We start from the raw sequence: 25488 nt of genomic DNA on the forward strand, positions 1-25488 counted from the left end.
CGCCGCCACGGCGCACAGACAGCGGTCCGCTCGTCACAGGAGGACGCCATGACCCGCACACTCGCCGTCACCGGAGCAGCCGGCAGCATCGCCTACAGCCTTCTCTTCCGCCTCGCTGCCGAGGCCTCCCGGAGTGCTCCGGGCGATTCCGAGAGGATACGCCTGCGCCTCCTGGAGGTGCCCGCGGTGGTGGACCGTCTCGAAGGCGTGCGCATGGAGCTCGAGGACTGCGCGTTCCCCGCACTGGAGGCGATCGTGTGCACGGCCGATCCCGAGGAGGCGTTCGCCGGAGTCGACGCGGCGCTCCTGGTGGGCTCCGCGCCGCGCCGGCCGGGCATGGACCGCGCGGATCTGCTGGAGGCCAATGGTGCCATCTTCGCGGAGCAGGGCAGGGCGCTGGGGACGGGCGCACACCCGGACGCACGGGTCGTGGTGGTGGGCAATCCGGCCAACACCAACGCCCTCATCGCCGCCGAGCACGCGCAGCGCGCACCCCGCGCCGATGGCGAGGTCCTCTCCGCGGACCGCTTCACCGCTCTCACCCGGCTGGACCACAACCGGGCGCTCGCCCAGCTCGCGGCGCGGACGGGCGCACCGGTGAAGAGCATCGAACGGCTGGCGATCTGGGGCAATCACTCGAACACGCAGTTCCCGGACCTGGGCAGCGCGGCCATCGCCGGTGAGCCCGCCATGCAGGTGCTCGCCCGGGTGTGTGGAGGCCCGGACGCCGCCGAGGCCTGGGTCGCAGGGGACTTCATCCCCACAGTGACCGGGCGGGGAGGTGCGGTGATCGAGGTCCGAGGCGCCTCCTCGGCGGCGTCTGCGGCCTCGGCGACCCTCGATCACCTGAGGGACTGGACGCACGGCACGAGGGGTCGCTGGGCGTCGATGGCCGTCCGCTCGCACGGGGAGTACGGAGTGCCCGCTGGGCTCATCAGCTCCTTCCCCTGCGTCGTGGACGCAGACGGCTCCGCCCGCGTCGTCGAAGGGCTCGAACTCACCGCCGAGCAGCGGTCGCGCATCGACGCCTCCGTCGCGGAGCTCGAGGAGGAGCGGGCGGCGGCCGAGCGCCTGGGGTTCCTGTGAGGCCGAGAGACGATGCAGGCTTGATCTCGACGTGGAACCGGAGCCCAGGGTGCTCCGCACGTTCCTCTCGCTGGGCATCCGGGGATTCGTGAGCAAGTCCGCGGAGCCCGGACACATCGCCCAGGTGATCCAGACCGTCCATGAGGGCCACCGCTGGATCGTCGTGGACGTCTCCGCCGCGGCCAGCCAAAGGAAGTGTCCGGAACTACCTCTCCAGCGCGATCAGCAAGACGAACACCCGCACCCGGCACGATGCGGCTCGCTGCGTCCGCGAACACGACTGGCTGTGAGGGCACCGCCGGTTGCGGCAGGAGGCCCCGGTTCCCCGCTCACTCCCCGCGGTGCTCCTCCAGCCAGGCCGCGGCAGTGCGCGCCGGCACCCGGGCGAGCCAGGCCTCGGCCAGCAGCTCGCGGAGGAACTCGACGCTCAGGGCGTCCAGGCGGGCGAGGACCACCGGATACCCGTCGAAGTGGGCGACCGTGAAGAGCACCTCCGGATACGCGGCCAGCAGCTCATCCTTGGCCTCCAGACCGTCTGTCCGCAGTGCCAGGACCACTCCGTCCGGCCACTCGCCGCCGTCCTCAGCGAGGCGGGCGAGGTCCGCCTTGGAGGGAGCGCGCTCCCAGGCGAAGAGCCCCTTCGCCGTGCGCCAGGCCTCACCGGCCTGCTGGCCGAGCGGCTTGGCGAAGGCACCGGGGAAGTCCTCCACCGCCTCGCGCACGTCCTGCAGCGTCGCCATGCGCCCAGGATACGCCCACAGAAACTCTGTGAAGTGAGTGAGAGCACACTGACACGCCTCGTCGCAGGCTGTAGCATGTTCCGCGTGAAGTAAGCAGCCCGCAGCATTCAGCAGACCCTCAGCGCACCGGGACCATCCCGCTCTCGCGCTGCCGTATCGAGCTCTGCCCGCGCGAGGCCCGCACTTCACGGTGTCCCGGCATTCGTCGCCCGTCCTCCCAGGCAGACCGCTCCCCGTGCACTAAGGACGACCTATGGCCTCCGACACCTCCCGCGCCCCTGCGGACACCGCACAGCATCCGCCCTCCACGACCGGGATCGACCCCGCCGGCATGCGGGTCATCTGGCTGCTGCTCGTCGCCGCGTTCGTGGCGATCCTCAACGAGACGACGATGGCGATCGCCATCCCGGAGCTCAACCGGACACTGGACATCCCGCCGGAGCTGGGCCAGTGGCTCACGAGCGCCTTCATGCTGACGATGGCCGTGATCATCCCCACGACCGGATTCCTCATCCAGCGCTTCACCACGCGCCAGATCTTCCTGGCCGCGATGATCGCGTTCTCGCTCGGCACTGCGCTGTGCCTCGCGGCCCCCGGCTTCCCCCTGCTCCTGGCGGGCAGGATCGTGCAGGCCGCCGGCACCGGCATCATGATGCCGCTGCTCATGACCACCATGATGAACGTCGTCCCGCCGCACTCCCGCGGCCGGATGATGGGCCGTGTGGGCCTCGTGATGTCGCTCGCCCCGGCCATCGGACCCACCATGTCCGGCATCGTCCTGGACCACCTGGGCTGGCGCTGGCTGTTCGGCATCGTGCTGCCCATCGCCCTCATCGCGCTGGCGCTGGGCGCGAAGTGGATGACGAACCTCGGTGAGACCACGCACGCGCCGCTGGACGTCCTCTCCGTGATCCTCTCCGTCTTCGCTTTCGGGGGCATCGTCTACGGTCTCAGCCAGTTCGGCGGGGGCCACGGCGGCGAGGCCTCCGGCTCCGCGCTGAACGGCTGGGCGGTGATCGGCGGCGGCGCGTTCTTCCTCGCCCTCTTCGTCTGGCGCCAGCTGGTCCTCCAGCGCGAGGACCGCGCCCTTCTGGACCTGCGCATCTTCCGTTCGCGCAACTATGTCCTCGCGGTCATCATCATGGCGGTGGTGGCGCTGTCGATGTTCGGCACCTTCGCGCTGCTTCCGCTCTACCTGCAGAACGTCGCGCAGCTTCCGCCCACACAGGCGGGCCTGGTGCTGCTGCCCGGCTCCATCCTCATGGGAGTGCTGGGCCCGGTCATGGGCCGCATCTACGATTCGCGCGGCCCCAAGACCCTGCTGGTCCCCGGCACGGTCATGATCGCCGCGGCGATGTTCTTCTACTCCACGGTGAGCGTGCACACTCCGGTGCTGCTGCTCGTCGTGGCGCAGACGGTCATGTCGCTGGGGCTCGCAGCCTCCTTCACCCCGCTGTTCTCCGCCTCGCTGGGATCCCTGGACCGCACCCTGTACTCGCACGGCTCCGCCGCGCTCAACACCCTGCAGCAGGTGGCGGGAGCCGCCGGCACGGCGCTGCTCATCGCCATCTACTCCTCGTTCCTGCATGCGGGAGAGGCCGCCGGGGTGGAGGTCGCCGAGGCCGGTGCGCCGGGAGCTCGCGCGGCGTTCTTCGTGGCCGCGTGCATCGCGATCGCGCCGATGGTGCTCGCCTACTTCATCCGCAAGCCGGCGGATCAGGAGTGAGGCACCCCTGAGCAGCACGCGCGCCGCGAAGCCGTGAATCCTCGGCAGGCGACGAGGACGCCGCTCCGCTCACGCGTCGGGTGACGCGTGAGCGGAGCGGCGTCCCATCAGGTGAAGGTCTTGCCGCAGCCGCGCCGAGGTGCGAGTCTGGGACGGCGAGGACGGGAGACGGCGATGGAGCACACGGTTCGCAGGGCGGGCACCGCGGATGCGCACCTCCTCGGGCAGCTGCTGTTCGATTTCAACACCGAGTTCGAGGCCCCCACGCCGACGGCCTCCGCTCTCGCTGAGCGGTTCCGCTCGCTGCTCGCCGGCACCGACCTCGTCGCCTTTCTCGCGGAGTGTGCGGAGGGAGTCGAACATCCGGCAGTCCGCACGAGCGGTTTCGCACTGCTCAGCCTCCGCCCTACACCGTACTCCGAAGGTCCCCTGGCACAGCTGGAGGAGCTCTACGTCCGGCCCCCTCTCCGCGATCAGGGCATCGGCACGGCCCTCCTGGGTGCGACGTCGGCGCATGCTCGTTCCCGCGGCTCGCTCGAGATGCACATCGGCGTCGATGAGATCGATTCCGACACCCGTCGATTCTACGAACGCCACGGCTTCGTCAACGTCCAGCCCGGTCAGGACTACCGGATGCTCCTCTATCTGCGTGAACTGTGATGGGCCCGCGCCGCGGCTGCCCCGTGACGAAGAACGAGGAGCTCATGACATGACACGCACGTCCGACGAAGAGCAGATCCGCGCACTCATCACGCACTGGGTCACGGCAATCCAGCGTGGAGATCTCGCCGGGGTCCTCGACCACCACGCGGAGGACATCGTGATGTTCGATGTCCCTCCTCCCGAACGCGGGGTGCGTGGGCTGGGCCGATACAGCGCGACCTGGTCAGGATTCTTCGAGTGGATCGCCTCCGGTGCAGTCTTCGACATGGTCGAACTCGAGGTCCGGGCGGGAAAGGACACAGCCTATGCCTTCGCCCTGCTGAGATGCGGGACTCCTGAAGACCTCGCCGGATCCCCCGAGCAGCGCCTCCGCATCACCCTGGGCCTGGTGAAGCACGCCGGCGAATGGCTGGTGCAGCACGAACACCATTCCTTCACCTACACCGCAGGCTGATCCGCCGTACCGCTCTGCAGGCTGAACGACGCTCGCCGCAGGGTGGAGAGAGCACTCGAAGAACGGAGCACTCATGGGACGGCCCGCAGGGTTCGAGTACGAGGAGCACGGCGACGGCACGGTCGCCATCCGCCATCACGGTCGCGTCGTGACCCGGCTGCGCGGCGGGCGCGCTCAGAAGTTCCTCGCCGAGGCGCAGAGCGGCGACGGCCAGCTGGTCATGGCCCGCTGGACCGGCAACTACAGGCACGGCAACGAACGCACCTCCCGGCAGCATCCCCGCAACCGCTGAGCGCACCGCAGGCACCTGCCCTCACGGGAGACGCGTATCCGCCCCTCCGCGTGGAGCGTGCGCCACCACCGCCTGCGCCCGCGCTGCGCGGATGAGCCTCACTGCGCCTCGAGCCAGGCGCTCCACCGCGCGAATCTCCGCTCCCGCTGCCGCTCGACGTCGCCGGACACGAAGTCCGCGGGCCGGGCGAGCACTCCGTCGTCCGCTCCGCGACCCGTCCATGCCCGCACTCTCCGCAGGCCGTGGAGGGCGTTCGCGATCCACACCTCCCGGCTGAGGAGGTCTGTGAGAGGCACACGCCGCTCGCGCACCTCGATCCCCCGCCGCTGGGCCTCCTCGACGAGGAGCCCCACGGTCACACCCGCGAACACCCCCAGCCGCGGATCCGGCACGCAGAGCGCGTCCTCCTCCCACCACAGCAGGCTGGCGTGGGCGGCCTCGACCACTACGCCCTCCGGCGTGCACAGCAGTGCGTCCTGCGAGTGCCACTCCGCCGCCTGCGTCCGGAGCTGCGCGAGCCTGTCCAGATCCGGCCCCTTCACCGCCGGATGGGTACGCGGGTCCGGCACCTCCGGCACCCAGAGTGAGACCGCCTCGCCGCGTGGGGGCGCGGGGCGCAGTCGGAAACGCAGCTGAGGCACAGATCCCTCTCGCACCGGGGACACGAGCTCAATCCGGGGGAACCACTCCCCGCGGCGGGGCAGGCCCCGGGCGAGGCGGTCCCAGAAGTCCGGCTGCTCCACGAGCGCCGCCGGACCGGGCCCGAGGCCGCCGCGAGCACCCTGCGCGGTCTCCTGTTCCTGGGCGATCAGTCCCAGAGCGGCACCCGGCACCAGAGCGGCACCCTGTGCCTCACACGCCAGGGTGAACCGCGCCGCATGACGGTCGAAGGCGCGGACGTGCCCGTCTCTCACGAACCAGGAGTCCGCGGCGAGGAGCGCGGGAGGAGCCTGCCCCGCGGCCCCGTTCTCGGACGGCTCCCCTGCAGGCTCAGCGCCCTCGGCCCGGTCCGCCGCTGACCGCTCCTCCTCGAACCGCTGCGACCGCCGGTTCCACACCCACAGCCCCGGAGCCTCGAAAGCGGGCCCACCAGGACCACCGCGGTCAGGCCGGGCCTCCTGCGCCTGCTCCTGCATCTGCCCCTCACCGCGCTCACGCCGCGGCTCGGAGCTGTGCTCCGCGCCGCCGTGCTCCGCGTCCTCAGACACCCTCTTCCTCCTCCTTCAGCAGCCGCAGCAGCGGTGACGCCTTCACCTGCGTCTCCGCATATTCCTCGTCCGGGTCCGAGAGCGCCACGATCGCCCCTCCCACCCCGCTGCTCAGCCTGTTCCCCGTGTGCACGAGCGTGCGGATGACGACGCTGAGGTCCACCGCGCCGCTCAGGGAGAACCAGCCGAGCGCACCGCTGTACACACCGCGCGGCCCACCCTCGAGCGCATCGAGGAGAGCCATCGTCCGCACCTTGGGCGCACCCGTCATGGACCCGGGAGGGAACGCCGCACGGACGCACTCCACCGGCGAACGGTCCGCGGCGAGCCGTGCGGACACCGTACTCACCAGCTGGTGCACCGTCGCGTAGCTCTCCACCGCGAAGAGGCGTTCCACGTGCACGGTCCCGGCCTCCGCCACCCGGCCCAGGTCGTTGCGGACGAGGTCCACGATCATGAGGTTCTCGGAGCGGTCCTTCTCCGCCGTGAGCAGCTCCTCCCGGAGCCCGGCGTCCTCCGCCCCGGTCGGCCCGCGCGGCCGTGTGCCCTTGATGGGCGAGGACTCCGCCCGGCCTTCCGCATCGATGCGGAGGAACCGCTCCGGGGAGGTGCTCATGACGGTGAACGCCTCTCTGTCCCCCAGCTCAGGGAAGCGCAGGAACGCACCGAACGGAGCCGGGTTCCGACGCCGCAGACGCAGGTAGGTGACCCAGGGGTCCACGGCCCCGGCGAGTTCGACGCCGAGCTCGTTCGTCAGGCAGGCCTCATAGGTCTCCCCCGCGGCGATGAGCTCCTGCACCTCCGCGATGAGCGAGAGGTAGTCGTCCTGCGAATGCCGGGCCCGCAGCGCGGGAGAGCCGGTCCGTGCGCCCTGGCGGCCACCCGCGGGAGGTTCCGCCGAGGTGTCCGGGCCGAGGCCGCGAATCACCGCCGCAGTCTCCTCCAGCCACCGCTGGGCGGATCCCGCCGCCCCGCCGTCCGGCAGCGCGAGCAGGTGCGCGGAGGACGTCTCCGCGTCCCACACCACCGCCCGGTCGAGAAACACGAATGCGGCATCAGGGGTCTCTGCGCGGTGAGTGGAGACCCCTCCGCACTCGGCCTTGAGCTCGTAGCCCAGGCATCCCACCCAGCCGAGGGCGAAGGAGCAGCCGTCCACCACCTCCGCGACGGTGTCCTGCCCGCGCAGCTCTGCCTCCAGCCAGTCGAAGAACCCTGTGCGCAGCGTCTCCGGCGAGCGGCCTCTCCGCTGCACGGTCACGGTGCCGGCACTCACGTCCGCCCACGCGCGCGCAGCACCGGGACCCGAGGGCGCGCCCATCACGGAGAAGCACCCGCGGGGATCGCCGGGCAGGTTGCCGTCCAGCCAGACAGCGCAGTCCTCGGCACCGTAGAGGGCGTGGAAGATCTGCTCCGGAGCCGCCGCGGTCGTGAGCGTGCGGAGCAGAGGAGCGGTGCGAGGCGCCTCCTGCACGACGGGTGTGCGACAGCCCAGCCCTGAGTGCTCCGGCAGTGGAGGCGCCGCGTGCGTCCGCTCGCCGTGGTCCGGCGCAGGGCGTGCGCTGCGCATCTCCCGTACGGATCGCCTCTCGGCGTGTTCCCGTGCCAGCCGTGCGAAGTTCTCCAGCAACCGGTCGCCGTGCTCGGCGAGCACGGATTCGGGGTGGAACTGCACGCCCCAGAGCGGGAGCTCCGTGTGTGCGAGGCCCATGACCGTGCCGTCGTCCGCACGCGCCGTCACGCGCAGGACGCCGGCCGTGCCCGCGACCTCGCCGCGCGGCCCCTCCTCGACCACCAGCGAGTGATAGCGCACGGCGGTGAAGGGATCCGGCAGGCCCGCGAAGACGCCCTCGCCCGCGTGCCGCACCGGCGAGGTGCGTCCGTGCCGCGGCTCAGGCGCGCGCACCACGGCGGCGCCCAGCGCGTGTGCGATCCCCTGATGCCCCAGGCAGACCCCCAGCACGGGGACCGTGCCCCGGGCCAGCGCCTCTGCGATCACGTCCGCGCTGATCCCCATGTCCTCCGGATGCTCCGGTGTGCCCGGTCCCGGCGAGACGACGACGGCGTCCACGGAGTCCAGCACGGCGCTCTCCCAGCCGGTCCAGTCGTGCGGCACGACGCGCGGAACCGCCCCCGTCACGCGCGTAATCTGATGCACGAGGTTGTGCGTGAACGAATCGTAGTTGTCGACGACGAGCACACGGAGGGCGGGCTGGATCCCTGGCATGCGCAGATTCTCCCACGAGCGGACCGCCCTCCTGCGCCGGCGTGCCCCGCGCTCCGGTCCGCCCCGCGCAGTCCCTGCACCGTCCGTGCCCGCACGCCGCCGCAGTGCCCCTTGCTCGCCTGGCCGTGCTCCTTGCGCCCGGTCCCTACACTGGAGGCGATGTCCACCGCTCCCGTCTCCCCCGCCACCCCGGACGCGCCTCCGCTCACCGCCGCCGAGGCCGCCGCACGCGCCGCCGCACATGAGGCGGCCGTGCGCTCCCGGACCCGTGCGCACCTGGAGCGCCGCTCCCGCGGAGAGAAGCATCCCGTCGAGGACTTCCTCTACACCTACTACCCCTTCACGCCCGGACAGCTGGCGACCTGGCACCCCGGCGCGGGGACGGCGGTGAGTGCCGAGGCCGGCGCGGAGCCCGAGGCCGACGCCACGGCCACGGCCTCGGCTGACGCCCAGGCCGCCGTCCTCTCCCGGCTCTCCGCACGCAAGTGGTACCGCGCCCGGGCCCTGCCGGACGGCACCTCGGTCCTCACCCTGGACCTGACCGCGTGGCGTGAGGCCCGCGGCTCCGGCGCCCTCTTCATCCGCGACCTGCTGGCGCGGACGCTGGGGCGCGAAGGCACCTTCGGCTGCTTCGGCCTGCACGAGTGGGCGATGGTCTACAAGCAGACGGACGAGGAGCACCGCCACACCCAGGTGCCCCTGCGCCTGAGCCGCGCGGACACGGACGCAGTGGTGGAGGGCCACCGCATCCGCTGCTCCCACTTCGACGCCTTCCGCTTCTTCACACCGCCCGCGCGCCCGCTCAACACCCTCGCACCGGCGCGGGAGACCATGCGGGAGATGGAGCAGCCCGGCTGCCTGCACGGCGGCATGGACCTCTACAAGTGGGCGATGAAGCTGGGCCCCGTGGTGCCGAGCGAGGTGACGCTCGCCGCCTTCGACCTCGCCCGGGAGATCCGCGTGCTGGACATGGAGGCGAGTCCCTACGACGTGCGCGGCTGGGGCTACGACGCGGTCGCGATCGAGACACCGGAGGGCAAGGCGGAGTACGTGCGCCGCCAGCGGGAGTTCGCCGAGCGCGGCAACGCGATCCGCCGTGACCTGCTCAGCGCGCTCGACTCCGCCCTGGGCGACTGGCAGCCCGGCTGACCGGCGGCTCGGCAGCCCCGCTGACCCGCTGACCCGCTGACCCGCTGACCGGCGACGATGCGAGTGTGTGTACGCCGTGGAGCTTGAAGGTGTACCGTCGCAGTCCCCGATCGCTGAGGAGTCCATATATGCGGACCGCACCCACCCTCGTCGCACTCGCGGCAGCCGGCCTCGTCGCACTCGCAGGCTGCGGGTCCGGCGGTGACCAGCCCGAGCAGGACGGATCCGCGCAGGCGGAGTCCGCGCCGGCCGGGCAGGAGGGCGCTGCTCCGGACGGCGGCGCGGAGGGCCAGCCGCAGGTGCCCCAGGCCGATCTCGAGGGCGTCCCCGAGGTCGTCGCCGAGGTCAACGGCGAGGAGATCTCCCGCGAGGAGTTCACGAAGAACTACGAGGGCCAGCTCCAGCAGAGCGCCATGCAGTCCGGCGGCGAGGAGGTCGACCAGGACACGCTCAAGAAGCAGGTCGCGCAGATGCTCGTCGACAACAGGCTCCTCACCCAGGCTGCGGAGGACGCGGGCATCGAGCCCACGGAGAAGGACGTCGAGGACACGCTGGAGGACATCGCCGCCCAGAACGGCATGGGCTCCGCGGACGAGGTCGTGTCCGCCCTCTCCGAACAGGGCATCAGCGAGGACAAGATCCGCGAGGACGCCGCCTCACAGTTCCGGGTGAACACCTACGTCCAGCAGGAGGGCGACATCAAGGAGCCCACGGAGGAGGAGCTCCGCACGCAGTACGACGGCTACGTGGAGCAGATGCAGTCCGGCGGCGGCGCACAGCAGTCCCAGGTCCCGCCGTTCGAGGAGATCCGCGATCAGCTCGCGCAGGAGATGGTGACCCAGCAGCAGAACGCCGCCGCCCAGGAGATCGTCAAGGGACTGGGCGAGGACGCGGACGTGACGATCAACCTCTGAGCGCGCAGCCTGGGGGCGCGGGTGCCTCAGCCGTGCGCGGCGGGCCCGCCCACGGCCTCGGCCGCCGTCGTCCCCGCGCCTCACGCATATGGCGCTGCGGTGCTCGCCCGCTGCGGTGAGAGCACGTGCTGCAGGGACCGCACCATCCGGGCGTTCTCCCGGAACACGCGCCCGTCGATCCCCGGACGGGTGAAGGCCTCCGCCACCCCGCCTGCGACCGAGGGGCCCACGAGGAACAGGCTCCGCTGCGTGCCGCCGTCCGGGCGCACCGCGCGGCAGTCGGCATCCGCCACCAGCTTGGCCGCGCCTCCCCCGCTGTCCTCCAGCAGCAGGTGTCCGTCCTCCAGCAGTCCGCGCAGCAGCGTGTCCGTCGCCCGTGCCGCACTCACCGGTGCCAGGCGGGCGTCCACGAGCCACCGTGCCCGCACCTCGTCCGGGTGGGCACCGCTCGTCGCGACGAAGGCGGGGTCCCCCGCATCCACACGCACCCGCACATCGGCGCCGAGGAAGCGCACGATGCCCGCCCGGTGCAGGGCAAGCAGGTTCTCCAGCCGCTCCGGGGGCGGGCCGGAGGCGATGTAGGAGAACAGGCCGTGGAAGCGGCCGTCGACATTGCGGATCCTGTCTGCCGAGGTGAACACCCCCTGGCCCACCAGCTCTCGCGTGACGTAGTACGCGGAGACGAGCGCGAAGAACACCGCGGCGTCCTGGGAGTACCGGGCATCGGCCGCCCTGTCGATCTCCGCACGCGTATGCCAGGCGACCTCCGCCTCGAACTCCTCCTGCGAGGCGAAGGAGGCTCCGGCGAAGGGCCGGTCCAGTCCGCTCAGGTCGAAGCGGTCCGCGGGGTCCGGCACCGTCCACTCCGCGAAGCGGATCCATTCCGCCCGGCACCGCTGTGCGGTCACCGGCTCCCCCGCGACGAACGCCCGGTGCCAGTCCGCGAACAGCCGCCCGTACTCCTCAGCCGAGGCCGTCGTCCGGCCCTCGTACCGGGTCGCCAGCTCCGCGTAGTGGGCATGGGCGAGCTCCGCCTCGAGCAGCGGGAAGAGCACGGTTTCGCAGTCCACCGTCCCGTCCGCACCGCACAGGCCGCGCACGGTGTCCGCCGTGAGCCAGCGGGTCGGACCGATCCGCAGCCCCTCGGGCCGGTGGCCCAGCTTGGACTTGTAGGGGACACCGCGGCCGGAGCCCGCCCAGAGCACCGGCTCCCGGCCGGAGGGGTGGTAGACGACGGGACCGTCTGCGGAGCCGTCCGCACCGGCCACGCGCTCGAAGCGGCCGCCGCGGTCTTCCGTGAGCATCATCATGGCGTCCACGAAGGCCAGTCCCAGTCCGCGCACCAGCACGTCCTCGCCCGCGGGCAGACCGCTGAGGTCCACGTCCGCGGTGTAGCCCGGAGCGGTGTACCCCAGCCCGGACCGTGACGCCTGCTCCCGCAGCTCCGCCGTCTCCGCGTCGTCCGCGACCTCGAGGAAGCCCTGTGCGAGCACCAACGCGTCCGCGAGCACCGTCTGGTAGCGCGGGGTGCCGGCGCCTCCGGGTGCGGCCGGACCGCGGGGGTGGGCGGAGTCGTGCGGATGCCCGGTCCCGTACTCCTCGTAGGAGACGATGTGCCGGTCCCCGAGGGGCTCCGCCGCGAGCGCCCGCCCCCGCACCGTCTCGAGCACGAAACCGTCCGGGAGCTCCTGCTGCGCCCGCGCGTAGGCCCATCCGAGGTATTCCGCCTGAATCCGTCGCGGAGCGAAGTCCGTGCCCCGCAGCCCTGCGGCGGGAGCGCCCAGGTGCTCCAGGTCCCGCCCCGCGGCCCACTCCGCGAGGCTCGGACCGCTGAGGGAGGGGAACTCCGCGCCCTCGTCCGGGAAGATCGTCACGTCCTCGGCCAGCGAGTTCATCCAGAGCGTGGGCGACTGCGCGTGCCGCCAGATCCTCCCGCCGCCGGCGGGGAACGGATCGACGACCAGGATCTCCAGACGCTCCGGGAACGCCGCGCGATCCGCCCGAGCCGCGGCGGCGAGCGCGAGGAGCAGCCCCGTCGTCTTGGGCCCTCCGCCCACGAACACCAGGCGGGCAGTCATCGGCGGACTCCGGCACCGGCCGGCGGCACGGAGGGGGCGGCAGGTCCGGGAGCGTCGGCGGACGCGGCTCCGGAACCGGCCGCGAGAGCGAGCGCCTCGTCCGCGGTGACGGTGCCTCCGTCGTCGAGCACGACGAGTTCGCGGCTCCGCGCCGCGGCGCGGGCACGCAGCTCCTCGCCGCTCACCCCTGCCTCGGGCGCCAGCAGCACGACGTCCGCGAAGGCGAGCGCGGCCTCAGCGGCCTCCGGGGAATCCGCACTCACGAGCGTGGGCAGCTCTCCCTGGGGCGGACGCGGCACGATCGAGGGGCCCTTCACGGTGAACTCCTCGCCCACCGAGTCCGTGCCCGTGAAGTCCACGTAGTGCACCTTCTCCCGGTCGAGGAAGCGGGAAGTGACCTCGTCGCGGATCTCCGCATCCGGCTCCCAGGACGTCCAGAGGCGGGCGACGACATCCGCGATCTCCCCGGCCTCCCGCCAGGTCTCGGCGAGCGGTGCCGCAGGCCTGCGACCGGTCAGCCGGGCGGCGGCCTCACTCGTCTGCACCACCGGCGACCAGCCCCCGCGACCACGGGAGACGTGGTCAAGGGTGGCGGTGGCCGTCGCGACGTGGAAGGGCTCCGTGTGGGTGACCGGCACCTCCGGCACGAGCACCGCCTGCGCGGTGGCCGGCCCCAGCCAGGCTGCGGTGGTGAGGGCGTCCGCGCCCGAAGCGCCGTCGTCGCCCAGCACGATCCACCGCACGCCCGCCTCGTCGAGGGCGCGGACCGCGTCCCGCAGCGCAGGCGGGTCCGCGAGCGCGCCCGGATCGAGGCGCACCGCAGTGGGTGCGGGCGCAGGACCGGATGCCGGCACCGGCACTGGAGCCGACACGGAGGCGGTCACCTCTGCGGGTGCGGCGGTGCCGGTGGCGGATGCGTGTGCGTCAGACATGTGCGGTCTCCTTCTCCGCAGCCGGTGGCTGCGTGCTGTTCTCCGTGCTGTGCTCTGCTGCGGCGCTGTGCCCTGCCTGGTCGCGGTGCTCTGTCCCGTTGTGGTGTCCTGTCCCGTCGCGGTGTGCGTCGCGCGCCGCCGCCCTGGCTGCCGCCCACTCCGTATCCGGCCGGTACCCGCCCAGGCCCAGGTTGTCCCGCAGCGTCCCGCCCTCCGGGTACTCCGTCCGGTAGACGCCGCGCTCCTGCAGCTCCGGGACCACACGCGCCACGAACTCGTCGAGGCCTCCCGGAGTGAGGTGCGGGACGAGGATGAAGCCGTCGGCCGCGCGCTGCTGGACGTACTCGTTCATCTGCTCCGCCACCCGGCCCGGGGTGCCCACGAACGAGTGGCGTGCGGACACCTCGATGACGAGTTCGCGGATCGAGAGTCCCTCCGCCTCCGCCCTCTCGCGCCAGGCACGGGCCACCGGGCGTGGGTCCTTCACGTGCCGGACCCGGCCGCGGGTGATGTCCGCGTTGTCGAAGTCCGGGTCCACGTCCGGCAGCGGGCCGTCCGGATCATAGGCGGTGAGGTCGCGGCCCCAGAGCTGTTCGAGGAAGGCGATGGCACCGGGACCGGAGACCTGCTGGCGGCGGATGAGGGCGGCCCTCTCCTCGGCCTCGGCGGCGGTGTCCCCCAGGACGAAGGTGACGCCGGGATAGATCTTGAGTTCGTCCTCCCCGCGGCCGTAGCGGGCGAGCCGGCGGGTGATGTCCGCGTAGAACGCCTTCCCCTCCTCCAGCTCCGAGTGCCGGGTGAAGATCACGTCCGCGCTGCCCGCAGCGAAGTCCCGCCCGTCCGGGGAGTCCCCGGCCTGGAAGATCACGGGGTGGACCTGCCTGCTCCGCGGCAGCGGGTACCGTCCCGCGATGTCGAAGAAGTCGGAGCGGTGGGAGAAGGCACCGCTCTCACCGAGGCCGGCGCTGGTGCCCGCGGGGCCGGCGCCGGTGTCACTGCCGCTGACGGCTCCGGGACCGGCCGCACCGGATTCCCACAGCGTGCGCGCGACGGAGATGAAGTCCTCCGCCCGGGCGTACCTGTCGGCGTAGTCGAGATAGCCGCCGCGGCGGAAGTTGGCGCCGGTGAAGGCGTTGTTGGTGGTGACGACGTTCCACGCCGCGCGGCCTGCGGAGAGGTGGTCGAGCGTGCCCAGCTTCCGGGCGAGGTCGTAGGGTTCGTTGAACGTCGCGGAGAAGGTGCCCGCGAGGCCCAGGTTCCGAGTGACCTGGGCGAGGGCGGCGAGCACCGTGGCCGTCTCCGGCCGGCCCACCACGTCGAGGTCGAAGATCTCCCCCTTGTGCTCGCGCAGCCGCAGGCCCTCCGCGAGGAACAGGAAGTCGAAGAGCCCGTTCTCCGCCGTGCGGGCGAAGTGCTCGAAGCTCTCGAACTCGATGTGCGAGCCGCCGGCCGGATCCGTCCAGACGGTCGTGTTGTTGACGCCCGGGAAGTGCGCGGCGAGGTGGACCGGGCGCACGGGTGCGGCGTGGGTGCTGTGAGTGGGATGCGTGGTCATCGTGCTCCGATCGTGACGGGTGTGCTGTGTGCGGGTGCGCTGTGTGCCTCCGTGCCGGAGGCGGGAGCGCGGTCGCCGGTGCCGGGAACCGCGGCGACGAGTGCGCGGGTGAGCTCCGTGCGCGGAGAGTCGAAGACCTCGGCGGCAGGTCCGGACTCCACCACGCGACCGCCGGACATCACCAGCACGTCGTCGGCGATGTGCCGTACGACCGCGAGATCGTGGCTAATGAAGACATAGGCGAGCCCCAGACGCTCCTGCAGGTCGAGGAGCAGTTCGAGGATCTGCTGCTGCACGGAGACGTCGAGGGCGGAGACGGGTTCGTCGAGGACGAGGACCTCCGGAGTGCTGGCGAGCGCGCGGGCGAGCGTGACCCGCTGACGCTGACCGCCGGAGAGCTCCCGGGGCCGGCGGTCGGCGAACTCCGCCGGCAGCGCCACGAGATCGAGCAGCTCTGCGACTCTGGCCCGGCGCTCCGCCCGGCTGCCGAGGCGGAAGCCCCGCAGCGGCTCCGCGAGGGACTGCCCCACGGTGAAGGAGGGGTCCAGCGCGGCCGTCGCGTCCTGGTGCACGAACCGCGCCCTGCGGGACAGTGCCCGCACCCGTGCCGGCAGCGTCGCGAAGTCCTCGCCCAGCACGGTGCCGGTGCCCGCGTCCGCGCTCTCGAGACCGACGAGGATGCGGGCGGTCGTCGACTTGCCGGAGCCCGATTCCCCGACGATCCCCACCGTCCGCCCCGCACGCAGCGTGACGGATGCGCCGTCGACGGCAGGACGAACGGTGCCTGCGCGGTGCCCGGCGTAGGTCTTTCGCACACCGGTGACGCGGATGAGGGGCTCGCCCGCCGGCTCCTGTCCGACCTGGACGCGCCGGCTCTGCAGCAGCGGCACACCGGTGAGCCCCGGCGCCGCCGCGAGGAGCCGCTTCGTGTACTCCTCCTGCGGCCGTTCGAGGATCTGCGCGGCCGGACCGGATTCGACCAGCCGGCCGCCCGACATCACGAGGACCCGATCGGCCCTGTCCCGCGCGATGCCGAGGTCGTGGGTGATGAGGACGAGCGCCGCGCCCCGCTCTGCGACGAGGCCGGCGAGCAGATCGAGCACCTGCTTCTGCACCGTCACGTCGAGGGCCGAGGTGGGCTCGTCCGCGATGATGAGGCCCGGATCGCCGGCCAGGGCCAGGGCGATGAGGATCCGCTGCCGCTGTCCGCCGGAGAACTCGTGGGGGAAGCGGGCCGGGTGCGCCTCGGGATCGAGGCCCACCTGCGCGAGCACCTCCCGGAGGCGGTCCTGTGCCTCGGCGCGAGTGTGGCCGTGGAGGGTGAGGACCTCCTTCAGCTGCGAGCCGATGGTCCGCACGGGGTTCAGTCCGGCCCCCGTGTCCTGCGGGACGTAGCCGATGCGAGTGCCCCGCACGCCGTGCCAGGCCCGTTCCCCGGCACCGCGCATGTCCGTGCCGAACACGCTGTGCTCCGCGGCCTCGATCCGCGCCCCCGCGGTGAGCAGACCTGCGGCGACGGCCGCCGTGGTCGTCTTGCCGGAGCCCGATTCGCCCACGATCGCCACCGTCTCCCCCGCACGCACCTCCAGGTCCACCCCGGCCACGGCGGTGACCTCGCCGCCGCGGGCGGGATAGCGGACCGTGAGATCGCGCAGGCGGAGCACGGGAGCCGAGGCCGCCCCGGGCACGGTGGCGGGACCCGCCTCGGGTGCGGCGGCGCCGGGGTTCTCCCGGTCCCCTGATCCGGGCGGCTGCTCGGGCCCTGCCCCCGCCCGAGCCACGGAGGGTGCCGGCACCGAGGTGAGGGTGGTCCCCGTGAGCTCCTGCTCGGCGTGACGGGCCAGGTTGAGGAGGAGGGAGAGCGGGCTGGGCAGGGCAGGCCGCGCGAGGGCGGCCCGTGCCCGGGCTGCGGGGTTCATGAACGGCTCCTTCCGGATCCGAGGGCGAGGGCGATGCGGTTGACGGAGAGGACGACGGCGGCGATGAGGAGTCCGGGCATCGTGGTGAGCCACCACGCGCTCGCGATGAAGTCGCGGCCCTCGGAGACGAGGAGACCCCATTCCGGCTGCGGCGGCGGTGCACCGTAGCCCAGGAAGCTCAGTGCGGAGACCGCGAGGATCGCGGAGCCGAACTCGAGTGCGGCGAGCGCGAACACGGGGCCGACGGCGTGCGGGAGCACATGACGGACCACGACCTCCGGCGTGCGGATGCCGTTCAGGCGGGCGGCCTCGACGAACAGCGTCGAACGCCAGCGGAGCACCTCGCCGCGCGCCACACGGGCGAAGGCGGGGACCGAGGCCAGGGCGACCGCGAGTGCGATGTTCACCGCGCCGAAGCCCAGGGCTACGACGACGGACATGGAGAGCAGCAGTCCGGGGATGGACTGGAGGACGTCGATGATGCGCATGAGGACCGCATCGACGCCGCGTCCGAGGAATCCCGCGATCACGCCGATCGCCGTGCCCGCGCCGAAGGCGAGGAGCACTGCCACCGCCGTGGTGCCCAGCGAGGAGCCGGCTCCGTGGATGACCCTGGCGAGCACGTCGCGGCCCAGCTGATCCGTGCCGAGCAGCGCACCGGCACCCGGCGCCTGCAGCCGCTGGAGCGGATCGCCGGAGAGGGGATCGCGGCCCGTGAACAGGTCCGGGACGAGCGCCCAGGCCGTCACGAGCGCGAGGAGGAGCGCGGCGAGGACGAGTCCCGGCCGGATGCGGCCCGGCGGAGCGGCGCTCATGCGCGCACCTCCTCGGTCGGAGGGGACGGGACGGGGTGCTGGGGTCGGGGAGCCTCGGGCGCTCTCTGCGCTGCCGTCCGCACCGCCGGGCGCGTGCGCGGGTCCGCGAGCGGGTACAGCAGATCCGTGGCGAGGTTGACGAGCACGAACACGACGGCGGAGAAGACCACGATGCCGAGCACCAGCGGGATGTCCTGCGAGGAGACCGCGGACTCCGCGAGCCGGCCCAGGCCGCTGCGGGTGAAGACCGTCTCGACGATGACCGTCCCGCCCAGGAGGTTGCCGGTGATGACGCCGGCGACGGAGAGCAGGGAGAGGCTCGCCACCCGCAGCGCATGCGAGAGCAGGAGGCGGGGCCGGCCCATCCCCGCGGCCCGGAAGGTCGTGACGTACTGCTCGCGCCAGGCGCGGTCGAGCGCGCGCAGCAGGACCTGCGCGACCATCGCCCCGAGCGGCAGCGCGAGTGTCGCAGCGGGCAGGACGAGACCGAGGAGACCCTCCGCGCCGAGTGCCGGCACCCAGCCGAGCCGGAACGAGAAGACCTGCAGCAGCATGAGGCCCGCCCAGAACGTCGGCAGTGCGACGCCCAGGCCGGGCAGTTCGGACAGGAGAGCGCGCAGTGCCGGCCGCCGGGCATTCACGGCGAGGACCGCGAGCAGGGGCCCGCCCACGAGGGCGGGGACGAGGGCGGCGACGGCGAGCGCGACGGTGGAGGGCAGTGCGGCCCCGATGGCCTCGAGCACGGGCTGGCCCGTGGCGAAGGAGTTCCCCAGATCGAACCGGAGCGCAGAGGTCAGGGCCAGGAGGTACTGGACGAACAGCGGCCGGTCGAGGTTGTACTCGGCCCGGACGGCGGCGATCTCCTCCGGGGTGGCCGTGGACTGGTCCCCGCCCAGCAGGATCGCCACGGGGTCCCCGGGCAGCACGTAGAGCACGAGGAAGGCCAGGGTGAAGGCCGCCCACAGCACCACGGCGCCGTGTCCCAGGCGCCGCAGGACGAGGCCTGCGGTGGGATGCAGCCGCATCAGCCCTCACCCGCCAGCCAGGTGTCGTAGAGCTGGACGCGCGAGGACGCCTCGAAGTGGAGGCCCTGCACCTCGGGCGAGGTCGCCCAGACGCCGGAGAGCTCGACGAGCGGGATCGCGTGGCCTGATTCGATGAGCTTCACCGCGGCCTGTTCGAACAGCTCGGTGCGTGCGTCCGGGTCCGTGGTCACGGTCGTCTCCGTGAGGATGTCCTCGATCTCCGAGGGTTCGCGCTCGTTGACGTTGCGGGCTCTCGCGTCGAAGACCGTCCTGATGATGTCCGCGTCCGAACGGGTGAGGTTGTAGAAGTCGAAGGTGAGGTCGCCGGCCTCCTGCGCCGCGGTGTGTTCGGCCAGCGTGGCCCGCTCCAGCCGGAGGTCGATGCCCGCGGCGCGCAGCTGCTGCTGCACGAGCTCGAGGAACGGCACCGTCTGCCAGTAGCTGAGCTCGATGCTCAGCGGCTCGCCGTCGCGTTCGCGGATGCCGGTCTCCGCGTTGAGCTCCCAGCCGGCCTCGTCCAGCAGCGCAGCGGCCCCCTCCGGATCGAAGGCGAGGTGTGCGGAGAGGTCGGTGTACTGGGGCGTGGACTGCGACAGGACCGAGGTCGCCGGCGACTGGTGGGAGGAGATGACGGCGGCGAGCTCCTCCCGGTTGATCGCCTTGCTGATCGCCTGACGCACCTCCGGCTCCTCCGCGATGGGCTTCGACTCCTTGGGCAGGAGGTTGTAGGTCATGCCCGGATTGGGCCGCGAGAGCACGGGGAAGCCCGAAGCCTCCAGCGTCTCCTCGTCCTGCGGCAGCACCGCGGTGTCGACGTCGATCTGCCCGGAGCCGAGGCTGCCGTTGCGCACCGTGGCCTCCGGCACCACCGTGATCTCGATGCCGTCGAGGTGGGCGGGGCCCTCGTGCCGGGCGAGCGAGGACGGCCAGGCGTAGTCGTCGTAGCGGACCAGCGAGGCCGATTCCGCCGGGGTGAAGCTCTCGAGGGCGAAGGGACCCGTCCCGACGATCTCGCCGCCGCAGCGCTCCTCAGGGGTCTTCTCCAGCGTCCGAGAGGAGTAGAAGCCGAGGATCATGGTGGAGGTCGCCTGCAGGAACTGGGCATTCGGCTCCTCGAAGGCGACGACGGCGGTGTGCTCGTCCGGCGTCTCGACGGAGCGCAGGCCCGCGAGGTAGGAGGAGCCCTGCGTGGCCCTGGCCCCGAGGTCCTGGATCGCCGCGAAGTTCTCCGCCACGGAGGCCGAGGTGAAGGGCGTCCCGTCCTGGAAGGTCACCCCCTCGCGCAGATGGAAGGTGAATTCGCGCGAGTCCTCGCTGACCTCCCAGCTCTCCGCGAGCCAGGGCACGATCTCCCCGGTCTCCGGATCCTGGTCCGTGAGTGAGTCCGTCACCTGGCGCGTCACGTTGAGCGCCGTGTTCTGACCGACCTGCTGGCCGTCGACGCACTGCGGATCCGTGTCGTAGGCGATGCGCAGGGTGCCCCCGCTCACCGGTTCTCCTGCGGCGGCGGTGGAGGCTGACTGGTTCCCGCAGGCGCTGAGCAGCAGGACGGCGGACAGCGCCGCTGCGGTCAGCGGGAGGGCGGAACGTGTGTGCATGGAAGGCGTCTCCTGGATGGGCAGAGAGGGAGGTGCGGATTGTTCGCGGTGTGATCACTTCACTCAGCCGAATGCGGCGCAGCGGCTGGGAGAAATGATCAGGTGAGAATGGAACAGCACGCAGAAATGGCAGGGGGGAATGGCGGAGCGCCGGAAATGCGGCACACCGGAGAAACTGACGAGTCAGAGGACTCTGCGCGTCAGCGGAAAGGGAATGGAGAATGCGTGTGCAGCGATGCTGCGAGCAGTGATTCTGCGAGCGCTGGGGTCATGCTCAGCAGCCCGGATGAGGCAGAGCAGTGCTGTTCACACGGTCACACGGAGCAGGACCGTTCGCACGGAACGGATCGCAGACGCACCGCACCTACGCGAGTGCTGGTGCCTGCACGGGCACCGTGGTCACATCGAGATGCTCACATACAGATGCGCGCACACATGGAGCGACGACAATCGAGGGCCTCGAAGCGGGCGGCCAGTGCCCAGACCTGCGAGTTCCTGAATGCGATCATCGTGTGTCTTCCTCTGTGTCGGTCTTCTGCACCGGCAGACGAGCGGAAGCGGTCTTCCGCACAGCGGTTGAGGGAAAGTCCTCCCGTGGAGGCGAAATCTCTGAACCGAGAACAACAATAGCGTCCTCCGACACAGGTCACCAATCCGTGAAAGCCGGTGACGCCGCATGACGATCCGTGGCGCATTCATAGCCGTCATGCCTCTCCGGTCCACGCTCCCCCGGCGTGCCCGACTGCCGGGACCGGCCTCGGCGACGGCCCTCCTCCGCCCTACACTCCTGTCCATGCGCGCAGTCCACTTCGACACCTTCGCCCAGACCCCCGCCGTCACCCAGGTGGAGGCACCGGAGCCCCCGCCGCACGGCGTGGTCATCACGGTGGAGGCGACCGGCCTCTGCCGCTCCGACTGGCACGCCTGGGCCGGCCACGACGGCACGGTCACCCTCCCCCACGTGCCCGGCCACGAGTTCGTGGGCACGGTGGCTCGCACAGGTGCGGAGGTCACGGCGTACGCACCTGGTGACCGGGTGACGGCGCCGTTCGTCTCCGGCTGCGGGGCCTGCGAATTCTGCGCCTCCGGCAACGCCCAGGTGTGCCCGGACCAGACCCAGCCAGGCTTCACCCACTGGGGCTCCTGGGCGGAGGAGGTGGTCATCCACCACGCGGACGTGAACCTGGTGCGGGTGCCTGAGCAGCTTCCCGCCGAGGCCGTCGTCTCCCTGGGGTGCCGCTTCGCCACCGCGTTCCGCGGCCTCCACGCGCGGGCGCAGCTGCGGGAGGGCGAGGTCGTCGCGGTGTTCGGCTGCGGCGGGGTGGGACTGTCCGCCGTCATGATCGCCGCGGCGATGGGGGCGCATGTGATCGCCGTGGACATCAACCAGGGCGCGCTCGACCTCGCGCTGCGAATGGGTGCCGCGGACGCCGTGAACACCACGGGCCGGTCAGAGGCGGAGGCGGCCACGGCGGTCCGGGCCGCGGCGGCCGCGCAGGGCGTGGAGCACGGTCCGCACGTGACGGTGGAGGCGCTCGGCCTGCCCGTCACGATGAACACAGCGCTGGCCTCGCTGCAGCCGCTGGGCAGGCACGTGCAGATCGGACTGTTCGCCGAGGCACCGCTCACCGCGGTGCCCGCCGTGATCGGTCGCGAGATCGCCTTCCTGGGCAGCCACGGCATGTCCGCGGCGGACTATCCGCCGCTCCTCGACCTCGTGGCCTCGGGGCGGCTCCGGCCGCAGGACCTGGTCACCCGGACACTCTCCCTCGAGGAGACTCCGGACGCCCTCGTTGCGATGAACGAGGGGACGCTGCCCGGCCTCACGGTCATCCGGCCCTGAATCGTCCGGGCGGCGACACCGCCACGCGCAGACGAGTGCCGTCTGCGCTGTGGGGCGACTCCGCTCATGCCCGGGCGGACTGTGCCGGATCGCCGCGTCCGCTCCCCCGTTCCGCCCGGAGACGTCTCAGGCGAGGTACGTGGCGAGCAGCACCGGTTCCGCCTGCCCGTCCCAGGTGCCGACGAGCTGATGCGCCTCACCACCGGCGGGGCCGGACCCGGCGAGCAGGAAGCGCACCTCGACCGCCACGCCTCGGAAGCGGATGAGCGTCGACGACTCACGCTGCTCCACGGCAGGCAGCCCTGAGTCCCCGGCTTCCGGCTCCTGCACGGCTTCACGGGCCCGCACGGACTCCGCCGCGGCATCGGCGCGGATGACGCCTTCACCGCCGCGCCCCGTGCCGCGCACACGTGCCAGTCCTTCGCTGACCGGCTGCAACGAGCCGTCCTCGCGCACCATGAACTGCTCCGCACCCGCTCCGCCCTCCGCCATGACGCGGATGAGCGCTTCGACGTAGACGGGGTCGTGGGCCGCGTCGTAGACCCAGCGCTCGCCCAGCACGGAGTGCTGCATGGTGGTGACCAGGGCCTCGGCGGGCGCTCCGGCGAGCGGAGCACCGCGATAGGTGAGCGGCACCTGGACGGTGCCGAGGGCCTCCGTCGCGACGATGTGGGTCTCGCACCCCACCTCACCGGCCGGATCGTCGAACCGGTAGGCGGCGATGCGTTCGATCCCCTCCGCGGAGACCTCGGCGCCCGGTGCGCGCCGGGAGAACAGCAGGGCGAGCGCCTCCGGCTTCGAGGGCGAGAGCGAGGCGGCGTAGAGGGTCGACACGGTGCATCAGGCCTTTCTGGTACCGGGCTTCCACTCCCCGTCCTCGACGGAGTAGTCGGCGAAGATCGCGGGAGCCTCTTCCTTCATGATCGCGGCGAGCTTGCCGAAGACCAGGCGGATCTCCTCCTCCGCGCCGGCCGCCGTGCGCATCTCGATGACGTGGCGCAGGGAACGGAGGTTGGCCGTGTAGACGATTCCGGTGCCCAGCCCCTCCGGCGCGAAGCGGCGCATGAACGAGGTCATGTGCTTCTTGTGTGAGAAGTTGGTCCCCTCCTCGTCGAGACCGAAGTGCGCGGCCATCCACTTCTGGTGCTCCTCCAGCGTGTCGAGCACCGCGAGGCTGCGCTCCATGAGCTCTGCGTCCTCGCGTGCCCACTCCGGGAACCAGAAGGGGATCTCGTCCAGGCGGACGTAGCGCAGGGACTCCTGCGAGTACGCACAGCCGGCACGGTGCCGGATCAGCTCGTGCGTGAGCACCCGGGAGACGTTGTGGAGGACGAACGTGTAGTTCGCGTGCTCCAGCACGGAGCCGTGCTGGGAGCCGATGACGTTGCCCAGGTACTTCTCCGAATCCGTGCGGACGCGGGAGACGTTCGGGTTGAGCCCGGGCTCCCAGGAGCGATAGCACATGCGGCCGGCGAACTCGAGGAGGTCCTCACCGTCCGGCGACTCGGCCTCGCGCACCCGGTCCGACCACGCAGTGCCGCCCACCTCGCCCAGGTATGCCTCGACTGCGTCCCAGTCGATCTGCGGACGGGCGATGAGTGAGACGGTGGGTTCGACGTGGCGCACGGATGACCTCCGGAAGTGGCGGGGCAGGACCGACCCGGCACCGCAGACCTCCCGGCGCCGCACCGGGTACAGACGCCAAGTCTTCCACAGTGCCGCTGCTGCGCCCATACCCGCCGCGCCGCCGTGAGCAGACGCTCAGGGCACGATCAGCGGCAGGGGCACCGGTCACCGCCCGCCCGGGTCCCGCGGGCCGATCACGTCGATGCCCAGCCCTTCGAAATCGCGGGTGTTCCTCGTCGCCAGAGGCAGGCCGCGGGTGAGGCAGATGGAGGCGATCATGGCCGCTCGCGGAATCCGGCATCCGGATCCACCTGAGTGAGATCCCCCTCGAGCAGGGGGATGTCCAGATCCACACCGCCGTATCCCAGGGCGAGCTCCCGCAGCTGAAGCAGCCACGGCTTCTCCTGGGGCGGTTCACCGGACTCGACCGCCGCCGGACGCTATCAGTGCTATCGCGCGCGGCCTGCGGAAGGAAGGCCTCACGGCACCCTGTGGGTCCATTCCTCAGTGCCGAACTTCGACTCGACCAGGGCCTCGGCCGCGGCGATCTCCTCCGGCCGCAGGTCTGCGCGCACGGCGCCGTAGCGGGTGACGAAGGTGTCGATCATCGTCTCGATGATCTCCTCCCGCGCAGCTCCCGTCTGGCTCCGCACAGGGTCCACGCGCTTCTTCGCGCTGGCGATCCCCTTGTCGGAGATCTTCGCCTTGCCGATGCGCAGCACGTCCGTCATCTTGTCCGCATCGATGTCGTAGCTCATCGTCACGTGGTGGAGCACGGCACCGCGCCTGCGCTTCTGCGCCGCTCCGCCGATCTTCCCCTTCGCGGAGGTGATGTCGTTGATCGGCACGTACCACGCGTCCACCCCGTGCTTGGCGAGCGCCTCGATCACCCAGCGATCGAGGTACGCGTAGGACTCGGCGTAGTCGAGCCCGGCCACCAGCTCGAGGGGAGCGTAGAGCGAGTACGTGATGCAGTTCCCGCCCTCCATGAACATCGCGCCCCCGCCGGAGATGCGCCTCACCACATCGATGCCGTACTCCTTCACGCCCTCCGGATGGAGCTCGTTCACATAGGACTGGAACGAGCCGATCACCACTGCCTTGTCGTCCCACTCCCAGAAGCGGACCGTGGGTCCGCGCCTGCCGTCCGCCACCTCGTCGAGCAGCTGCTGGTCGAGCGCCACGTTGAGGCGGGTCGGCAGGACCGGCGTGTGGACCACCTCCCACGCGTAGTCGGTGAAGTCCCGGGCACGGGTGAGCGCCCGCCGCACCACCGTGGCGATGTCCGCGAGTGAGAATCCCTGCAGGTCGAGCTCCGGCCGGAACTCCGCCAGCGCCGCCTCGAGCCGGCCGGTGAGCACGCCGCCGTCATCCGCGACCGAGGCCCCCACCAGTGCGGGGGCGAGCGCCGCGAAGGCCTCCTCCGGCTCGAGGAAGAAGTCGCCGGAGATCTTCGCCCCCGTGATGTGCCTGCCGTCCGTCGTCACGTCCGCGACGACGAGCTTGCCGCCCGGCACCTTCAGCTCCCCGTGGAAGGACTCCTCCTGCGCGCCCTCCGCTCCCGCTCCGTACTCGTCTGCGTGCTCCGCCGTCTGTTCGCTCATACCCCTCACGGTAGCCCCACCGGTCCGCGCCGGCAGG

Annotated in this window: 21 protein-coding genes; 8 read left to right on the forward strand and 13 right to left on the reverse strand. The window is 71.6% G+C overall.

The genetic code is table 11. The annotated features are described in order from the left end of the window. Nucleotides 1-48 precede the first annotated feature (48 nt). The gene (locus tag ABD240_RS14010) at nucleotides 49-1086 is read left to right on the forward strand and encodes a malate dehydrogenase (RefSeq protein ID WP_344337897.1); all 1038 of its coding nucleotides are present in this window, start codon (nucleotides 49-51) and stop codon (nucleotides 1084-1086) included. A 329-nt stretch (nucleotides 1087-1415) separates the two neighbouring features. On the opposite strand, the gene ABD240_RS14015 is transcribed toward ABD240_RS14010, so the two are convergent. Next, on the reverse strand, nucleotides 1416-1826 hold the full coding sequence (locus ABD240_RS14015) for a hypothetical protein (RefSeq protein ID WP_344337898.1): 411 nt from the start codon (nucleotides 1824-1826) through the stop codon (nucleotides 1416-1418). Between the two features lie 253 nt (nucleotides 1827-2079). Between ABD240_RS14015 and ABD240_RS14020 the strand changes: the two genes are divergently transcribed. From ABD240_RS14020 to ABD240_RS14035, 4 genes are all read left to right on the forward strand, one after another. Continuing rightward, nucleotides 2080-3552, forward strand: a complete 1473-nt coding sequence (locus ABD240_RS14020; protein WP_291792276.1) for a DHA2 family efflux MFS transporter permease subunit — start codon at nucleotides 2080-2082, stop codon at nucleotides 3550-3552. 174 nt (nucleotides 3553-3726) lie between these two features. Continuing rightward, nucleotides 3727-4212 (forward strand): GNAT family N-acetyltransferase, encoded by a 486-nt coding sequence (locus tag ABD240_RS14025; RefSeq protein WP_291792279.1) that lies wholly within the window; start codon nucleotides 3727-3729, stop codon nucleotides 4210-4212. Nucleotides 4213-4261: 49 nt separating this feature from the next. After that, nucleotides 4262-4669 (forward strand): YybH family protein, encoded by a 408-nt coding sequence (locus ABD240_RS14030; protein WP_291792283.1) that lies wholly within the window; start codon nucleotides 4262-4264, stop codon nucleotides 4667-4669. A gap of 73 nt (nucleotides 4670-4742) precedes the next feature. After that, entirely contained in the window at nucleotides 4743-4961 is a 219-nt protein-coding gene (locus ABD240_RS14035) for a hypothetical protein (protein ID WP_344337902.1), read from the forward strand. A 98-nt stretch (nucleotides 4962-5059) separates the two neighbouring features. On the opposite strand, the gene ABD240_RS14040 is transcribed toward ABD240_RS14035, so the two are convergent. Together ABD240_RS14040 and pabB are read right to left on the reverse strand one after the other, a co-directional pair. After that, complete coding sequence (locus ABD240_RS14040; protein ID WP_344337904.1) at nucleotides 5060-6169, reverse strand: aminotransferase class IV; 1110 nt, start codon at nucleotides 6167-6169, stop codon at nucleotides 5060-5062. Then, a complete protein-coding gene (gene pabB / locus ABD240_RS14045; protein ID WP_344337906.1) occupies nucleotides 6162-8393 on the reverse strand; it encodes an aminodeoxychorismate synthase component I in 2232 nt (743 codons plus the stop codon). Before pabB ends, ABD240_RS14040 begins: the two co-directional genes overlap by 8 nt. Before the next feature lie 159 nt (nucleotides 8394-8552). Between pabB and ABD240_RS14050 the strand changes: the two genes are divergently transcribed. Continuing rightward, complete coding sequence (locus ABD240_RS14050) at nucleotides 8553-9542, forward strand: 3-methyladenine DNA glycosylase (protein ID WP_344337908.1); 990 nt, start codon at nucleotides 8553-8555, stop codon at nucleotides 9540-9542. 128 nt (nucleotides 9543-9670) lie between these two features. Continuing rightward, nucleotides 9671-10456 (forward strand): SurA N-terminal domain-containing protein, encoded by a 786-nt coding sequence (locus ABD240_RS14055; protein WP_344337910.1) that lies wholly within the window; start codon nucleotides 9671-9673, stop codon nucleotides 10454-10456. Nucleotides 10457-10536: 80 nt separating this feature from the next. Here the strand turns inward: ABD240_RS14055 and ABD240_RS14060 are convergent, their stop codons facing one another. The 7 genes from ABD240_RS14060 to ABD240_RS14090 are packed head-to-tail and all read right to left on the reverse strand — an operon-like array spanning nucleotide 10537 to nucleotide 20378. Further along, a complete protein-coding gene (locus ABD240_RS14060) occupies nucleotides 10537-12534 on the reverse strand; it encodes an FAD/NAD(P)-binding protein (RefSeq protein WP_344337912.1) in 1998 nt (665 codons plus the stop codon). After that, the gene (locus tag ABD240_RS14065; RefSeq protein ID WP_344337914.1) at nucleotides 12531-13466 is read right to left on the reverse strand and encodes an LLM class flavin-dependent oxidoreductase; all 936 of its coding nucleotides are present in this window, start codon (nucleotides 13464-13466) and stop codon (nucleotides 12531-12533) included. The genes ABD240_RS14060 and ABD240_RS14065 overlap by 4 nt, the downstream gene beginning before the upstream one ends. Then, complete coding sequence (locus ABD240_RS14070; RefSeq protein ID WP_344337916.1) at nucleotides 13459-15021, reverse strand: NtaA/DmoA family FMN-dependent monooxygenase; 1563 nt, start codon at nucleotides 15019-15021, stop codon at nucleotides 13459-13461. The genes ABD240_RS14065 and ABD240_RS14070 overlap by 8 nt, the downstream gene beginning before the upstream one ends. Next, nucleotides 15018-16940 (reverse strand): dipeptide ABC transporter ATP-binding protein, encoded by a 1923-nt coding sequence (locus ABD240_RS14075; protein WP_344337918.1) that lies wholly within the window; start codon nucleotides 16938-16940, stop codon nucleotides 15018-15020. The genes ABD240_RS14070 and ABD240_RS14075 overlap by 4 nt, the downstream gene beginning before the upstream one ends. Then, complete coding sequence (locus tag ABD240_RS14080; RefSeq protein WP_291798824.1) at nucleotides 16937-17755, reverse strand: ABC transporter permease; 819 nt, start codon at nucleotides 17753-17755, stop codon at nucleotides 16937-16939. Before ABD240_RS14080 ends, ABD240_RS14075 begins: the two co-directional genes overlap by 4 nt. Beyond that, nucleotides 17752-18780, reverse strand: coding sequence for an ABC transporter permease (locus ABD240_RS14085; protein ID WP_344337921.1), 1029 nt, complete (start codon nucleotides 18778-18780; stop codon nucleotides 17752-17754). Before ABD240_RS14085 ends, ABD240_RS14080 begins: the two co-directional genes overlap by 4 nt. Next, nucleotides 18780-20378: an ABC transporter substrate-binding protein gene (locus ABD240_RS14090; RefSeq protein ID WP_291798819.1), complete on the reverse strand. Its 1599-nt coding sequence runs from the start codon at nucleotides 20376-20378 to the stop codon at nucleotides 18780-18782. The genes ABD240_RS14085 and ABD240_RS14090 overlap by 1 nt, the downstream gene beginning before the upstream one ends. A gap of 793 nt (nucleotides 20379-21171) precedes the next feature. Here ABD240_RS14090 and ABD240_RS14095 point away from each other — a divergent pair. After that, complete coding sequence (locus ABD240_RS14095) at nucleotides 21172-22221, forward strand: alcohol dehydrogenase catalytic domain-containing protein (RefSeq protein ID WP_291798815.1); 1050 nt, start codon at nucleotides 21172-21174, stop codon at nucleotides 22219-22221. Nucleotides 22222-22347: 126 nt separating this feature from the next. Here the strand turns inward: ABD240_RS14095 and ABD240_RS14100 are convergent, their stop codons facing one another. From ABD240_RS14100 to ABD240_RS14110, 3 genes are all read right to left on the reverse strand, one after another. Further along, complete coding sequence (locus tag ABD240_RS14100; RefSeq protein ID WP_344337924.1) at nucleotides 22348-23055, reverse strand: maltokinase N-terminal cap-like domain-containing protein; 708 nt, start codon at nucleotides 23053-23055, stop codon at nucleotides 22348-22350. Between the two features lie 6 nt (nucleotides 23056-23061). Further along, the gene (thyX, locus tag ABD240_RS14105; protein ID WP_291798808.1) at nucleotides 23062-23847 is read right to left on the reverse strand and encodes an FAD-dependent thymidylate synthase; all 786 of its coding nucleotides are present in this window, start codon (nucleotides 23845-23847) and stop codon (nucleotides 23062-23064) included. Between the two features lie 479 nt (nucleotides 23848-24326). Next, the gene (locus tag ABD240_RS14110) at nucleotides 24327-25451 is read right to left on the reverse strand and encodes a lipoate--protein ligase family protein (RefSeq protein WP_344337927.1); all 1125 of its coding nucleotides are present in this window, start codon (nucleotides 25449-25451) and stop codon (nucleotides 24327-24329) included. Nucleotides 25452-25488: the final 37 nt, after the last annotated feature.

The organism is Brevibacterium salitolerans (assembly GCF_039531405.1).
Taxonomy (GTDB): Bacteria; Actinomycetota; Actinomycetes; order Actinomycetales; family Brevibacteriaceae; genus Brevibacterium; species Brevibacterium salitolerans.

Coding starts and splice junctions, on each gene's coding strand:
- ABD240_RS14010 (WP_344337897.1), top strand. CDS start 49: ATGACCCGCACACTCGCCGTCACCGGAGCAGCCGGCAGCATCGCCTAC.
- ABD240_RS14015 (WP_344337898.1), bottom strand. CDS start 1,826: ATGGCGACGCTGCAGGACGTGCGCGAGGCGGTGGAGGACTTCCCCGGT.
- ABD240_RS14020 (WP_291792276.1), top strand. CDS start 2,080: ATGGCCTCCGACACCTCCCGCGCCCCTGCGGACACCGCACAGCATCCG.
- ABD240_RS14025 (WP_291792279.1), top strand. CDS start 3,727: ATGGAGCACACGGTTCGCAGGGCGGGCACCGCGGATGCGCACCTCCTC.
- ABD240_RS14030 (WP_291792283.1), top strand. CDS start 4,262: ATGACACGCACGTCCGACGAAGAGCAGATCCGCGCACTCATCACGCAC.
- ABD240_RS14035 (WP_344337902.1), top strand. CDS start 4,743: ATGGGACGGCCCGCAGGGTTCGAGTACGAGGAGCACGGCGACGGCACG.
- pabB (WP_344337906.1), bottom strand. CDS start 8,393: ATGCCAGGGATCCAGCCCGCCCTCCGTGTGCTCGTCGTCGACAACTAC.
- ABD240_RS14050 (WP_344337908.1), top strand. CDS start 8,553: ATGTCCACCGCTCCCGTCTCCCCCGCCACCCCGGACGCGCCTCCGCTC.
- ABD240_RS14055 (WP_344337910.1), top strand. CDS start 9,671: ATGCGGACCGCACCCACCCTCGTCGCACTCGCGGCAGCCGGCCTCGTC.
- ABD240_RS14060 (WP_344337912.1), bottom strand. CDS start 12,534: ATGACTGCCCGCCTGGTGTTCGTGGGCGGAGGGCCCAAGACGACGGGG.
- ABD240_RS14065 (WP_344337914.1), bottom strand. CDS start 13,466: ATGTCTGACGCACACGCATCCGCCACCGGCACCGCCGCACCCGCAGAG.
- ABD240_RS14070 (WP_344337916.1), bottom strand. CDS start 15,021: ATGACCACGCATCCCACTCACAGCACCCACGCCGCACCCGTGCGCCCG.
- ABD240_RS14075 (WP_344337918.1), bottom strand. CDS start 16,940: ATGAACCCCGCAGCCCGGGCACGGGCCGCCCTCGCGCGGCCTGCCCTG.
- ABD240_RS14080 (WP_291798824.1), bottom strand. CDS start 17,755: ATGAGCGCCGCTCCGCCGGGCCGCATCCGGCCGGGACTCGTCCTCGCC.
- ABD240_RS14085 (WP_344337921.1), bottom strand. CDS start 18,780: ATGCGGCTGCATCCCACCGCAGGCCTCGTCCTGCGGCGCCTGGGACAC.
- ABD240_RS14090 (WP_291798819.1), bottom strand. CDS start 20,378: ATGCACACACGTTCCGCCCTCCCGCTGACCGCAGCGGCGCTGTCCGCC.
- ABD240_RS14095 (WP_291798815.1), top strand. CDS start 21,172: ATGCGCGCAGTCCACTTCGACACCTTCGCCCAGACCCCCGCCGTCACC.
- ABD240_RS14110 (WP_344337927.1), bottom strand. CDS start 25,451: ATGAGCGAACAGACGGCGGAGCACGCAGACGAGTACGGAGCGGGAGCG.